This is a genomic window from Bartonella sp. AA74HLJMH (assembly GCF_042197045.1).
In the GTDB taxonomy this organism is placed as follows: Bacteria; Pseudomonadota; Alphaproteobacteria; order Rhizobiales; family Rhizobiaceae; genus Bartonella.
This window is the reverse complement of the sequence record NZ_JBHIRJ010000004.1, coordinates 68843-84801: the sequence shown is the minus strand read 5'-3', so window position 1 is coordinate 84801 and position 15959 is coordinate 68843. Positions and strand designations below refer to the sequence as shown.

8 protein-coding genes are annotated in these 15959 nt (G+C 36.3%); 3 read left to right on the top strand and 5 right to left on the bottom strand.

Going from position 1 to position 15959, the window contains the following annotated elements; genetic code table 11:
* Positions 1-3: 3 nt before the first annotated feature.
* Positions 4-1317, bottom strand: a complete 1314-nt coding sequence (glyA, locus tag ACFINH_RS03940; RefSeq protein WP_375632199.1) for a serine hydroxymethyltransferase — start codon at positions 1315-1317, stop codon at positions 4-6.
* Positions 1318-1640: 323 nt separating this feature from the next.
* On the opposite strand from glyA, the gene argC reads away from it, so the two are divergent.
* Positions 1641-2573 carry an N-acetyl-gamma-glutamyl-phosphate reductase gene (argC, locus tag ACFINH_RS03935; protein ID WP_375632198.1) on the top strand — a complete coding sequence of 311 codons (933 nt, stop codon included), beginning with the start codon at positions 1641-1643 and terminating at the stop codon, positions 2571-2573.
* Between the two features lie 20 nt (positions 2574-2593).
* Here argC and ACFINH_RS03930 read toward each other — a convergent pair whose 3' ends face one another.
* The 4 genes from ACFINH_RS03930 to hfq all read right to left on the bottom strand — a co-directional run bounded on the left by ACFINH_RS03930 (position 2594) and on the right by hfq (position 7424).
* Complete coding sequence (locus ACFINH_RS03930; RefSeq protein WP_375632197.1) at positions 2594-3670, bottom strand: COX15/CtaA family protein; 1077 nt, start codon at positions 3668-3670, stop codon at positions 2594-2596.
* 146 nt (positions 3671-3816) lie between these two features.
* Positions 3817-5643: a hypothetical protein gene (locus tag ACFINH_RS03925; protein WP_375632196.1), complete on the bottom strand. Its 1827-nt coding sequence runs from the start codon at positions 5641-5643 to the stop codon at positions 3817-3819.
* 144 nt (positions 5644-5787) lie between these two features.
* Positions 5788-7131 (bottom strand): GTPase HflX, encoded by a 1344-nt coding sequence (gene hflX, locus ACFINH_RS03920; RefSeq protein WP_375632195.1) that lies wholly within the window; start codon positions 7129-7131, stop codon positions 5788-5790.
* Positions 7132-7184: 53 nt separating this feature from the next.
* Positions 7185-7424 (bottom strand): RNA chaperone Hfq, encoded by a 240-nt coding sequence (hfq, locus tag ACFINH_RS03915; protein ID WP_005773461.1) that lies wholly within the window; start codon positions 7422-7424, stop codon positions 7185-7187.
* 654 nt (positions 7425-8078) lie between these two features.
* On the opposite strand from hfq, the gene ACFINH_RS03910 reads away from it, so the two are divergent.
* Positions 8079-12638, top strand: a complete 4560-nt coding sequence (locus ACFINH_RS03910; protein WP_375632194.1) for a hypothetical protein — start codon at positions 8079-8081, stop codon at positions 12636-12638.
* A gap of 1002 nt (positions 12639-13640) precedes the next feature.
* Positions 13641-15959, top strand: a complete 2319-nt coding sequence (locus tag ACFINH_RS03905; protein WP_375611563.1) for an NADP-dependent malic enzyme — start codon at positions 13641-13643, stop codon at positions 15957-15959.

The following is a 15959-nucleotide window of genomic DNA, read 5'->3' as shown; positions in this document are numbered from 1 at the left end:
TCCTTAACGAGTGGTAAGATAAGAGTAAAGAGGAAATTGATTCGTTATATCTTTTACCTTTTTCTCAACAGCCATTTCAACGGCATGATTATCTTCATCACTTTTTGCACTCCGAAGACCATCAAGAACTTCTGAAATCAGATGACCAACTTGAATAAACTCTTTTTCTAAAAAACCACGCGTCGTGGCAGCAGGTGATCCCAAACGAATTCCCGATGTTATAGATGGCGTTTCAGAATCAAAAGGAATGCCATTTTTATTGCAGGTAATATGAGCGCGTCCCAAAGCCAATTCAGCACGTTTACCTGTTAGATTTTTGGAACGTAAATCAACCAACAACAAATGATTATCTGTACCACCAGAAACAATATTAAAACCATTACCCTGTAATGTTTTTGCTAAAGTTTTCGCATTAGCGACAACATTGGCACTGTAACTCTTGAAAGAGGGACGCAAAGCCTCCTCAAACGCAACAGCCTTTGCGGCAATCACATGCATTAAAGGACCACCTTGAAGACCAGGAAAAATTGCAGAATTAATTTTTCTGGATAAAGCTTCATCATTTGTCAATATTAAACCACCCCGGGGACCTCGAAGCGATTTATGTGTTGTTGTTGTTACAATATGCGCATGTGGAACAGGTGAAGGATGCACGCCACCAGCAACAAGACCAGCAATATGAGACATATCAACGAGTAAATGAGCACCAATCTCATCTGCAATTTCACGGAATCTTTCCCAATCCCATAGCCGTGGATAAGATGAGCCCCCTGCTATAATAAGTTTTGGCTTACGTTCTTTTGCAAGCTGCTCAACCTCCTCCATATCAATAATCTGATCTTCTTGACGCACACCATAGGAAACAACATCAAACCATTTTCCTGACATATTAACAGGTGAACCATGCGTAAGGTGACCTCCAGCATTTAAATCCAACCCCATAAATGTGTCACCAGGCTGAAGTAAAGCTAAAAAGACAGCTTGATTCATTTGGCTACCAGAATTAGGCTGTACATTCGCAAACGCAGCACCGAAAAGCTGTTTTGCCCTTTCAATAGCTAAATCTTCAACGACATCAACAAATTGACACCCACCATAGTAGCGCTTTCTTGGATAACCTTCTGCATACTTATTGGTTAAAACAGACCCCTGTGCTTCAAGGACCGCTCTTGAAACAATATTCTCTGAAGCAATAAGCTCAATTTCATGTTGTTGACGCTCAAACTCCCCTCTAATTGCGTCAAAAATTGCACCATCAACAGTTTGTAAATTATCATTAAAAAAGCGCTTTTGTGCGTCATTTTCTTGCTGAGTCATAAAACACATTCCTAACATAAAAAAAATAAAGTCAAGGAACGATAACACAGCAAACCATGCAAACCAAACATTTTAAACTACTTACACTCAAAAATAATGAGGCAAATATTTATCTTATTCTTTGTTATAAAAACAGCGAAAAACTTTCCTCTCGAGAATAGTAAAAAATGAGATTACATTTCTTTTTTTACACTCTTATTTGTTTACACCTTTTACAAAAAATATCTATAATCTAAAGAAATTCAATAATTTAATGATTAAAAATAATTTATAATGTGAAAAGCTGAATATAATAGGCAAAGTTAATACGAAGGCAAATAAGAATGCTAACCAAAGTTTTTATTGATGGTGAACATGGCACAACCGGACTACAAATACAAAAACGCTTAGAAAGGCGTACAGATTTAAAACTACTCTCTCTTGCTCATAAAGATCGCCATAATGTTCATCTGCGACAAGACTATCTTAATCAAGCCGATATTGCTATTTTGTGTCTTCCAGATGATGCTGCACGCGAAACAGTTCATTGGCTTAAAAAAAATAAAAACATTAGGATTATTGATAGCTCGACAGCCCACCGTGTTGCACCAGACTGGGTTTACGGTTTTCCTGAAATGACAGCAGGACAAAGAAAGCGCATCCAAGCAGCACATTATATAACCAATCCCGGATGCTATCCTACCGGTGCCATTAGTTTGATTCGCCCACTCCGTGAAGCAGGACTGCTAGACGCCGATTATCCCATCTCGATTAATGCAATCTCCGGCTATACCGGTGGTGGAAAACAGTTGATTTTACAAATGGAAAATCAATCTCAACAAAATATTCAGGACAATTATTTTATCTATGGTCTTAATCTTGAACACAAACATGTGCCAGAAATTAAAATCTATGGACAAATCAATCAACCCCCAGTTTTTATACCAAGTGTGGGTCGTTTTCCCCAAGGAATGATTGTGAATCTTCCTCTGCATCGCCATTTATTCACAAAATCAGCAAACTGTTCTGATTTGCGCGAAATTCTCGCAAACCATTACGATGGACAAAATACCATTTTAGTTGCATCACAAGAAGAAACTGCTTCACTTCAAAGACTTAATCCAGAGTGTTTAGCCAATAAAGATGGTATGAAACTGTTCGTATTTGGAAATGATCGTGAAGGTATTTTTAATCTCAGCGCCATATTCGATAATTTAGGAAAAGGCGCATCAGCTGCAGCTATCCAAAACCTCGATTTAATGCTTGCAAGCGACTAAACCTCCCTACCCACAAACTTTTATTCAACAACGCGATAAGCCCCTTTTGTTGCTCGCCAATGTGCAACAACAAAACACAACACGACTAATGCCATACTTTGATGAATGAGCCCCAAACTTATCGGAACCTCATGTAACAGTGTTAAGATACCCAAGACTGCTTGGATAATAATCATAACACAGATAAGAAATGCACGACGAGAATGAGTTGAATGTGGAGCATTTTTTTGTACATAGAAAGCATGAATAGCCGAGGCAATCAATAAAAAATAAGCAAAAAATCTATGAATAAACTGAACCGTTAAGGGATTTTCGAATAAATTGAGCCAAACAGGACGATGCTGCAACAATCCATCAGGAATAATCTGACCATCCATAAGGGGCCATGTATTATAGACTTTTCCAGCATGAAGCCCTGCAACCAAAGCTCCGAAATAAATCTCTATCAAGACGAGAATAACAAGCCATGCCGCAAAATATTGCACCTTTTGATTTGCTGGCTTTTCTGAGTATTCTTCAAGTCCTCGAGATAAATAAGTAACAAAAACAATAACAAAACATGCCGTTATAAGATGAAAGGCCAAACGATATTGGCTCACACTTGTTAAACTACTTTGCCCAATCCCTGAAGCAACCATCCACCAACCAATAAAGCCTTGAAAGGCGATAAGAATAGGTACAACAATAAGCGGGAGTAAGATATTTTTTTCAACACGCTTAGTCGCCCAAAACCAAATGAGCCCCAATAAAGCGACAAGACCAACAAGACGCCCAAGAACACGATGCGCCCATTCCCACCAAAAAATGACCTTAAAAGCACTTAAGGTCATATCAGGATTAAGCAGCTTATATTGTGCTATCTGTTGATATTTTAAAAATTCCTCTTGCCATTGATCCACACCAATCGGTGGAATAACGCCGTGTATTGGCTTCCATTCCGTTATAGATAATCCTGATCCTGTCAAACGAGTAGCGCCACCCACTAAGACAATTGCCAAACACAGCAATAAAATAGAGTAAAGCCACACCTGTATATGTTTTCTATTTTCCTTTTGCACAGGCGTTAAAATGCTATTGTTTAATCTCTTTACTACCATCTCTGATTGCCCCACGCTTCTCTCCAACTAAAATGCATTTTAAAATTTAAACATTAACTCTTTGTCTATTTTAGTATGTACTACAACTTTAGCAAAAAACAAGCGTACCACTATAACATGCGATACATATTTCTTTTTTACGAAACTTATGATGCTACAACGCGATAAACAGTCTTTGGAAAGCTGTCTACCATACGCATCATCCATTCTTGTTCATTAAGAACAGTATTACAAATATAATAGTCTGTTAGCTCTGCAAATTGCTCAACCCCATATTTTGGTTCGCTTGCCATCTCTAGGATGATAAAATCATATTCTTTTTTAAATTCTTGTAATATATGAAAAATATCATTTGAAAAATCTTGTGCTGAAATGGCACTTGTTAACCCCTGAGGAAGAATATCAACCCCCGTATCATAATCACGGTAAATAACATCATGCAACTTGGCATTGCCCGTTAAAATATCACTCAGTCCGCGATGTGGGCCAATGACTTTCTCTATTTGTTGACCAGAAACATCGACCAACAAAATTGTTTTGTTCTCTTTTGTGAGATGAAGTGAAAGCTTTGCCGCTGTCCGTGCAGCTTCTGGTCCAATGATTGAAATAATGGTTGAAGCACGCCATTTCAAAACATCAGATAATCCCTCTATCGTAATAAAAGCTTCAAAATTTTTCATTTCTTGAGAGACTAAAATACTCTCATTCTTCTTAAGATCATTTTCTTTTGATCTCAAATCCTCTTCTGAGATTTGGTCTTTTTTCCTTTTAAAGCACGGATAGAATAACAATATTCCTAGCAAAAGAGTAAGGAAGCTGACCAATGCACTCACAAGAATATTTTTTCCATAAAGAGCCATAAAAGAAATTGGTGCTAACGTTGTTGGCGTGACCACGTGAATATTTGTATTTTGTAAGAGAAGAGGATCATCACTCAATCTCCGATATGAATCAATAATTTTTTCTCTTCGTTGAGCAGACTTGCTCATCGCTTCATTTTGGGCATCGACTGCTGCTTTTATTTTATTTTCAAACTCGTTAAATATTTCATTCAAAGATTGGGATTGATCTTTTACAAAAAAGTTCATTCTTTTTTTGAGCTGTTTTTCTAATTCCGTTGCAATAACCTCATCTGAATGAACTTGATAAACGATTTGTAAAATTTTATTTTTTAATTGATGAGAAACTGTCTCTAATTCTGCAGTCATCGCTTTAATTTGAGGATGTGTCCACCCTAATTGCACAGCCATATGTGCTCTTTGTGTTTCCAAGAGATCACGTTTAGATTCCAGAGCAGCAATTGCTGAATTGCCTGCAATAAACGATAAAGACAGTAAAGACTGCCCATTTTCACGCATCATGTTAATCGTTGAATTCAAACTTGTTAAATGAATACGCTTTAAAGTTGCTTGCGTTAATTGCATCGAAAGATCATGAAGCTCTGTTTGTTTTACACCACGCTGAATAAAAGAATCAATAGATTTACAAAATTCCTGCACGATATTAAGGATTGCAATATTATCATATTGTTTGTCTTCTAATTTATCATTTAACAAGAATTGTTTCTGTTTTATGATTGCTTGTGAAAATGCGGAAAACCAAGTTTCCAACCCACGTTGAGCTGCTTCAAGTGTCTCGGCTTCAAAAGTAAGATCGATAAAATCACCATGACGCGATAAACGGATATTTTCATGATTTTTTTTCTTATAAGAAGCACTTAAAGAAAAATTCGAATCATTGAAGAACATAGGCTGTGAAAACAAAAAGGCGATAACATTGTCTTTCTTTTTAATTGGTAATGGCTTTCCTACAGAATCAGATAATGAAAATGTTAAAGTTGCTTGGTAACCACGAGGCTGGACAAAATAATACAACCAAATCAAAGATACACATAGCATTTGTAATAGCAAAACAATCAAAATGCTTCGCCATACGGTACGTACGAATAGTCTTTTATTACATGTAAGACTCATCTTTATTTTAACCAGCAAAATACTTCTTCATATTGTTTTATTAAGAGAAAGTAGTAACTATCCTCTTAACTTGCTGTCATATTATTTTGAGCTAATAAAAATATAAAATTTAAGAACAAATGTTCAAAAATAGCTTTAAAGAACTTAATTCATATTTTTTTTGAGGCTCTCTAGTTGTTTTTTTGCTTCAGAAGTAACAACCGCTCTAATGGTAATAGACCCATCATCATGCCCTTCTTGCACTATTTCCGCAGAGTTTTCATAAAACCAATCAATAAGCGACATTTCATGAGGTTGTAAAAGATATTCAATGCTTTGCACCTCTCCAAAAATTCGCTTTTCAATGGCTCTTAATAATTGATCGAGTCCATCCCCCTTAAGTGCTGATACCATGAGAGCAGGATTTAATCGCGTCTTTGCGCTTGTTTGTAAAACATTCAATGCTTGCTCATCTAACATATCAATCTTATTCCAAACTTCTATGATATGCTCCATATCATCAATATCGATATCAAGACTTGAAAGCACTTCTAAAACATCTTGGGCATGTGCTCGATGATCAAGATCTGACATATCTCTTATATGAAGAATGAGATCCGCTTCAACCACTTCTTCAAGGGTTGCTCTAAAAGCTGCAATCAAATTCGTTGGCAAGTTAGAAATAAACCCTACAGTATCAGACAAAAGAACAGTTTTTCCATGGGGAAGCACAACTTTGCGCAAAGTCGGGTCAAGCGTTGCAAATAACATATTCTTTGCTAAAACATCTGCACCGCTTAAACGGTTAAAGAGAGTTGACTTTCCTGTATTCGTATATCCTACCAGTGCCACAACAGGATAAGATGTTTTTTTCCTTTTTGCTCTATGAAGTGCACGTGTTTTAATAACCGTTTGCAATTCGCGGCGAATACGAATAATTTTTTCTTGTAAAAGACGCCTATCTGCTTCAATTTGCGTCTCACCAGGTCCACCTAGGAAGCCACGCCCCCCCCGTTGCCTTTCCAAGTGCGTCCAACTCCGCACAAGCCTCCCTTTTTGATAGGACAAGTGCGCTAACTCTACTTGCAAAACTCCTTCTTTTGTTCGTGCACGGTCCCCAAAAATTTCAAGAATCAAAGCCGTTCTATCGATAACTTTGCAATTCCACAATTTTTCTAAATTACGCTGCTGTACTGGCGTTAAAAAGTGATCTACAATCGCAAGCTCAATAGAATATTCATCTATATAACAGGTTAACGCATCTACTTTACCTTTTCCAAAGAGAGTCGCAGAGCGAGGCGTTGCAATATTAATCGTTTCATAATTAACAACTTCTAACCTTATAGCACGCGCTAACCCCAATGATTCTTTAACACGAGAAGATATAGAACACTCTCTCAAAGAGCTTTCACTTCTATTTTCTTGAAAAATCGGTATCAGAACAAGTGCGCGCACCTGTTCTGTATTCTGCGAAAATACCCCTCCTAATCTCTCATTTTCATTTATCATAGCAATCTAAGTACTTTTAAATGGGATAAGAGGTCTATCTTAAAATGATATGTTTACTCAGGACTTTCACCCTCAAACATCTGTACAGGCTGTCCAGGCATAATCGTAGAAATAGCATGCTTATAAACCAATTGCGCGTGTCCATCTCGGCGCAAAAGAACACAAAAATTATCAAATGAAGTTACAATACCCGTGAGTTTAACGCCATTGACAAGAAAAATTGTAAGGGAAATTTTTTGCTTACGCACCGTATTTAAAAACACATCTTGCAGGTGTTGTGATCGCTCTGCCATTATTCTTACACCTTTATCTAGATTGCATAAAATATTCGTGCATGCATATCGACTGAAAAATATCCAATTGTCAACGTAGAAGCTTAAAAATTCAGCAACAAACAACTGAAATTAGAGAAAAAACAGCTCTTTAAGACAATAATAAAGTACAACTTACGAAAAGCTATATTAAATTAAAAATTTTTCCACGTTTACTTTTTTATGAGCTTACAATTCAAAGGCATACTTTTATACATCCTAAGCTATTACAGACTATATGTGATGATGAATCTGCTTCGTTTAGAATCAATAAAAGTAAGCGGACAACAACATTTATTAACGATTATCGATATTAAAGAGAGACATTCGCAGCTTACTGTATATATAACCGCTATTAAATTGTCCTTATTTCAAAGACTGCCGGCTTATAAAGCTTTCTATAAACACAAGTTGTAAACAGTATTTTTGTTTTAGTTAGATTTAAATAATAAATTGTTTTTACTATATTTTATAACATTTTTAAACAGGGTACAAGAAACCGCGTTAACTTTATCTTGATAAGTTTTTAAAATTTTTCCCTAAGCATATTCCTTTCTAAATAATTAACAGCTAGTATGTAGAAATTATGTGGAAGAGGACGTATCCCTTTTCCAGCTGTAAGAGTACGAGGCGAGTATGGCACGCAGAACAAAATTGCAAACATTTGAAGTTGAAGTTGAAGAAGCCCTCACAAAAGCTATGAACTTTGATTTCGATGACACAGGATTTGAAACGATATCATCCAATAATTCTGAAAATGTTGTTAATGTCGATGATCTGATTCAAAAAATTGCAATGGCAGAAGAAGAATTTTTTGCTGAAAACGGTACGTCAACTTTTGTTTCTAATATTCATGATGAAGCTGTTGTTGATAAATCCGTTGTTGAACAGCTTTTTGCTCCAAAACCTTCACCTGATATTTCAGGTGGAACTGTTCATAATACATTATTGCCTACAAAACTTCTTCCTGCAAATGATGATATAACAACCCCTGTAAATTTTGGACCATTCAAGCAGCGTTCTTCCTCTCGAGTCTACTGGTATACAACAGCGCTTAGTGCTTTATGGGCAACGGGAGGAGCTTTTATTGCGCATAAACTCGCACCTACCGGACTCAGCTCCTTATCCAATATCAGCACTTTTGTTACATCCCCAACAGGACTTGCTGTAGCAGCCGGAACAGCAATTCCTATCCTTATATCTTGGGGCGTTGCTCAATTAACAAAACGTTCAAACGACTTGCATAATATTGCGCTTCTTATGACCAATGCTGCACAGCGCCTTAGTGAACCACAACATCTATCTGAAAAACAAGCTATTGCTATAGGGCAAACCATTCGTGAAGAAGTAGCGGCAATGAACGAAGGTATTGAACGTACCCTCGGACGTGCTGTTGAACTTGAAGCAATCATACAAGGTGAAGTTCACAATCTAGAACAAGCCTATGCTGAGAATGAATCACGCATTCACACATTAATCAAAGAATTGAGTAATGAACGCATAGCCATTTTGAATCACGCAGATCGCGTACAATCAACAATTAAAGGAACCCAAGAACAACTGAGTGATGAATTTGGTTTGGTTACCTCTAACATTGTGACCAATGTTGAAAAGCTTGCACAAACCCTTTCTCAAACTTTACAAAAACAAGGTGAAGACCTTGTTGAAAAACTTTCCTATGCCGGTGATGGCGTAACAAATCAACTTGTTGAAAAATTTAACAAAACAACAACACAAATTCAGCAGAAAAACACGGAGTTTTTTCATGAATTAGGAAAAAACTTTGATGGTTTTGCAAAACGATTTGATCATAATGAAAAACAAATAGAAAAAACCTTTAATGAAACAGCTGAAAAAGCGGAAGTACATGTTGCTAAAATTGCAACACATATACAAGCAGTAACAGATCAAACTTTGCACGCTGTCGATGAAAAGTTTAAAGCCTTGGATAAAGCTCTTATTGATCGTAATAATCAATCTCTACAGAATTTTGATGAGAAGATCTTAAAGCTCGACGACCAAGCACATAAACTCTCTTCTAAATTTGATAACGTAACCTCGCAAGCAATTGGAGCCTTTGAACAACGTTTAGCAACTGTTGATCTTTCTCTTAAAGAACATAGTGATTCCATCATTGATTCCTTTATAGAACGCAGTCAGGCTTTAGAGGATAATGCTGAAAAACTTGGTAACTTCTTGGAAGCTCATGTCTTGAAAATAAATGAGAACCTCCAAGAAAAAACAGCAGACATTACCCATGCATTTACAAATGGACGTGAAGCTATTCTTTCTGCAATTGATAAAAGTAAGGAAAGTCTGAGAGAAGAAATTCAATATGTCGACAATGCCATTGTTGATATCATACAAGAACGTTCACAAGATTTTAAAGTACAACTTTCTGATCAACGAGCTCTTATGGCAGACATGCTCGATAACGAGAAAAATAAAATTGCGGATACATTAAGAAATCAAATTGATGTTTTGTCCCAAAATACTTCTCATATTGAAAAAGTTTTGGCTGATAATGTTCAAGTCGTTGATAAACAAGCTGAAAATCATATTACAAACATCATTCAATGCACTGAAAAGTTACAAGATGTCATTGTACAAAGTTGTAATACAACCCAAGATGCTTTAGAAGCACAAGCGAGAAATATTGATATCCGTGCCGATGCTCTGCGCGATTCTTTAGCGATTAATAGTTTTTCTCTCAATGAAGTTCTTGCCGATCAAGCACGCACACTTGAACAACGCATGGAAACAATCCATAATCTCATTGCAAAAAGTGATATACGTGTCGATGTTGCATTGAAACAACAAATAGATTTAGTTGAGAGTGCAATTGTCGCCAATAATAAAAACATTACTGAAACGGTTCAAGATCATATCAAAAACCTTGAAAGCCATGCCGAAATTTTAAAGAATACTCTCTCTCAATCGAGTGGTGTTTTCTTTGAAACCCTTGAAACACGTATGGAATCATTCGATACAGATCTAGAAGATCGTGCACACAAAATTTTTGAACGGACAACAACGCTAGAGGAAACATTATCTGAAAAATTTAGCCAAATCTGTGAAGCCATTGATATGCAAACATCTGTTATTGAGGAACGTTCTGACACATTAAAAACGTCTCTCATGATTAGTAATGAGCAAAGTCAGATAATTCAACAAGCGCTGGAAAGCAGTGTTGACAATATGCGTGTAACCTTAGAAGACTCTGTTAATACAGTGACAGATAACCTGCATAATAAGATTATAAAAGCTTCTGATATTCTTTCTTCTACGAGTGAACAAATTCTTTCATCTGTTACAAATGTTACTGCACAAGCAGAAAATATTCTCTCAGAATCAGGCAATCGCATTGTATCAAATGTCAAAAAAACTGTTTATGATACCAGTGAAAAAGTTCTGTCAGTTCTGTCTGAACAAACAGCGCATACTGTCGAAGCTTTCGCAACAGCCAGCCATAATGCACAAGCATTATTGAATGAAACTATTCACACATCAACAACAGCAATAGAACAAGTTCTTAATGAACGCTGTGATGTTCTTCATCACTCTATGCAAAATCTTAAAAATAATTTAGGATATCAGCTCTCTGATGTAACGAGCCGTCTGGAAGATGCTGGAAATCAAACAACAACACAAATTTCACAACATGTTGGAAAAATAACAGAGCTTACAAATCACTTAAATCAAGCAGCGCAAAATACGACAGAATCAATTGATTCTTTAACACAGCATATCGGTGAACAACTCTCTCTTTCCACACAAGATGCTGAACAAAGAATTTATGCACATAATGAATCTTTAGTGAATAGCTTAACCAAAGCTAACTCTGAAACACTTCAAACAATAACGATTATGAAGGAAGAGCTTGTTAATAATGTCTCATCCATCTTAACACAGTTGAATCAATCAATTTACAATTTTCAGGAAAATAGTAATGTTTTATTATCGGCTGTTCAAAATATTGATGGGCAGTTTAATGAGAGTACGAATAATTTTTTCCGCAACACGGACCAAGTAGCAGAGCGTTTGTCAGCTTCAAATCAAGCGCTCAATACTAATGTTGAAATTCTGCAAGGACTTTCAAAGAGTACCTTTGAACAAATTAATCATATAACGAGCAGTTTTGGTGAACATGCAAAGACACTTTCCCAAACTATTCATGTTCTTGAACAGTCTGAAAATTCACTTAGTGCAACACTTGAAGAAAAACATAATACGCTTTCTGTATTAAGTGATGCTCTTGTTTCAAAGTCTCATGAAATTAATCAAATGATTGGGCATTATGAAAAAATCTTCAACTTAGCACTTGAACGCTCTGATAAGAATGCGCGTAACTCCACAAATTCATTCCAACAATCACTTAATAAGCTTGTTAGTGAAGCATCAACGCGTTTTTCAGAAGCAGCAGAAGATATACGTCGCTCCGCTGATGAAGTTCGTTTAGAGCTTTCAAAGATTAATAATGATATCAATGAAAATGTAAAAAAACTTCCAGAAAAAACAAAAGAAACAACGCAAACAATTCGCACAGCTTTGAATGAACAGATTACAGCGTTACAAGATTTAGTCAGTGTTATACAAAATGATCAAAAGAGCGCACAAAAACAGCTAATGTCAGCATTTCCTACATCATCAATGTTTAATCAAAAAAGTGACAGTTCCACTGAGTCTGTTAAAAAGATTGTGCCACCTAAGCCTATTTTGCAACAAGATCAAAGCAAAAAAAGACCAAATAAATGGGTATCAAATCTCTTAGAAAGAGCTTCACGTGAAGAAACATTTTATGATGCTCCCCCTAGTGATGATGTTTTAACATCAGTGCAAACAAAACCATCTCCTGCAAACTGCTCTCTTAATTCATTAGCTTCTGGTATAGTGCAAGCTATTAATCACAATGCCATTGTTGAGCTATGGGATCATTATCAACGTGGACAAAAAAACATCGTAACAGAACGCCTTTATACCTTAAATGGACAAAAAATATTTGAAATGATTAAGAAAAAATATATGAGCGATTTTGGGTTTAAACGTTCAGTGAATCAATATGTTACAGATTTCGAAAAGCTCTTACGTGATATATCGCGCAGTTCTGGCTCTTCCAACTCAGTTCGCAAGTACTTGATATCAGATACCGGAAAAGTTTATACTATGCTTGCTCATGCAAGTGGTCGAATCCAATAACAAATAAGAAAGTGGAAAAAGATATTTTTTCCACTTTCTCTCTCCAGTTGTTTTAATGGCTCATCATAGAATGCTTTTTTTTCAACTGTAGCTTTGTACTTCAAAGGTTGGGATAATTGGCATGCGGTTTTCTTTGATATCCTAAGCAATAACCCTAAAGAAGCGTAATGGCTTATCAAACAACGTATCATTCCAAGAATGATAAAGCATGTTTTCTATTTCCTTATCTTTTTCTTAACTCCTTTATTTTTCATAGTTTCATAAAGGTACAAAATCGGTAATAATTATTTTTATTAATTGTGAAAAAAATTCATGCTTTTGTATTAAAATAGCTCATAGAAACACTTCTATTTATTTTTTTAATGTTTTTTATCCACATATTACTCTCGTTTGAATTATGTAAGTAAATATTTTTTATTATATTAGATGAATTTGAGCTAAAAGAATCTTATTGTATTCAAATTTCTCATTCAACATACGAGATGATTCATTATAAATTATAAAGTTTGCATTATTAAGAGTTCAATTGAATAATAAACAAAACAACTCCCATTTTTAAAGTTCCAATTTCCTTTTAAATAGCTGCAAAAATAATTTATAAATTGCAAATTGTTATTTAAAATTTCTTCTACCTCCCTATAGAAATTTAAATAAAGAAGATGAAGTTAATAGAAAACACTCTTCTTTTCTTTCCTTAAGTTGTAAGCATTGCAAAAAAAATAATGGCTTGGTAATGTAATTATTAGTAATATTTTATTTGTTTGTAGACTAATCAATTTTTACGGGTTTTATTAAGGAAAGAAAAAACTAATCGTGCTGCTATCAATGAAATTATTCATGCACACAAACAAAAAGAATCATCAAACTGGTTTTACGATCCAGAAGAATTTTCTCATACTCATGCATTTTGATATTCAGAGAAATGAGGATTTATTAGTGGACAAAACCTTATCGTAGATGGAACATCTCATATACACATACGCTAACTTGGATATCATAAAAATGTCTAGAGAACGAAATAGTGATTTCAGTTCACCAAAAGCTGAACTTGACAGTGCCGCACTTTTTTATCACCAGTACCCTAAACCTGGAAAATTGGAAATACAAGCAACAAAACCTCTTGATAACCAACGTGATTTAGCTCTTGCTTATTCTCCAGGTGTTGCTGCACCATGTCTTGCAATTCATGAAGATCCTAATCTTGCTGCTCAATATACCTCCCGTTCTAATTTAGTCGCTGTTATATCCAATGGAACTGCTGTTCTTGGTTTAGGAAATATTGGCCCTCTTGCTTCAAAGCCAGTTATGGAAGGTAAAGCCGTTTTATTCAAAAAATTTGCGAATATTGATGTCTTTGATATTGAAATTGATGCATCCGATATAGAACAAATGGTACAAACGGTATCGACTTTAGAACCTACATTTGGTGGTATTAATCTTGAAGACATTAAGGCTCCTGAATGTTTTGACATCGAAGAAAAGCTTCGTGCTAAAATGAAAATTCCAGTTTTTCATGATGACCAACATGGAACTGCCATTATTGTTTCTGCCGCTGTATTAAATGCCTTAAATCTTTCAGGAAAAAAAATTGAAAATGCAAAAATAGTTACCTCAGGTGCAGGTGCTGCTGCCCTCGCTTGCCTTAATCTTTTGGTTCGTCTTGGGGCAAAAGTTGAAAATATTTGGCTTAGTGACTTAGAGGGTGTTGTTTATGAAGGTCGCAAGACCCTTATGGATCGTTGGAAAATCAATTACGCACAAAAAACGGACGCACGAACTTTATCTGATATTATTGATGATGCGGATATTTTTCTAGGCCTATCTGCAGGTGGTGTTTTAAAGCCTGAATATCTTAAAAGAATGGCTCAAAATCCACTCATTTTAGCACTGGCTAATCCAGTACCAGAAATTATGCCTGAAGAAGCACGCTCTATCCGACCAGATGCAATGATCTGCACAGGACGCTCTGATTATCCCAATCAAGTTAATAATGTCCTTTGTTTTCCCTATATCTTCCGTGGTGCATTAGACGTAGGTGCTAGTGCAATTAATGAAGAAATGAAAATGGCCGCTGTTCATGCGATTGCTGCCCTTGCACGTGAAGAAACTTCAGATGTTGTAGCACGTGCATACTCAAAAGAACCACCCAATTTTGGACCAGACTATCTAATCCCCTCTCCTTTTGATCCGCGTTTAATACTGCGTATTGCCCCCGCTGTTGCTAAAGCAGCAATGACAACTGGTGTCGCCATTCGTCCCATTGAAGATATGGAGGCCTACTATGATATCCTCAATCGATTTGTCTTTCTTTCTGGTTTAACAATGAAACCTGTTTTTGCTGCAGCAAAAACAGCAAAACGTAAACGCGTCATCTATGCCAATGGTGAAGATGAACGCGTCCTTCGTGCAGCACAAGTTGTCATTGAAGAACAAACAGCAACGCCCCTCCTTATCGGCCGTCCACATGTCGTAGAAGCAAGATTGAAACGCTTTGGTTTAAGAATTCGTCCTGGTATAGATTTTGAATTAACAAACCCTGAAGATGATCCACGTTTTCGTGATTATGTTAATTTATTTTTTCATTATACAGGAAGGCGTGGTGTTACGCCTGAAATGGCAAAAACAGTAGTGAGAACATCAACAACGGCTATTGCTGCCCTTGCCGTTATGCGTGAAGAAGCAGATGCAATGATTTGCGGCTTAGAAGGACGCTTTGAACGCCAACTTGAATTGATTGAACAAATTATCGGTCTTGATCCTCATGTTCACCGTTTTTCTGCTATGAGTTTGCTTATCTCTCAACAACGTACTCTTTTCCTTACAGATACTTACGTCAATGAAAATCCTTCTGCAGAAGAAATCGCTGAAATGACTGTGTTGGCAGCTCAAGAAGTTGAAGCATTTGGAATAACACCAAAAGCAGCCTTATTATCACACTCAAACTTTGGTTCTAAAAACACAGAAAGTGCGCGTAAAATGCGACGTGCAACAGAAATTCTTGCCAAATTACACCCTGATTTAGAAGCAGATGGTGAAATGCATGCTGATGCTGCCCTTTCCAAAGTTTTTCGTGATCGTGTTTTTCCTAATTCTCGTCTTAAAAGTGAAGCTAATTTGCTTGTCTTTCCAACACTTGATTCAGCCAATATCACGCTCAACACTGTTAAAAGCCTCACAAATGCACTCCATGTTGGTCCTATTCTAATCGGGGCAGCACGTCCCGCCCATATCTTAACGCCTTCAGTAACTTCTCGGGGAGTTGTTAATATAACAGCCCTTGCTGTCCTTGCTGCCAATAGAAAAAATAGTCTTGTAAAATAA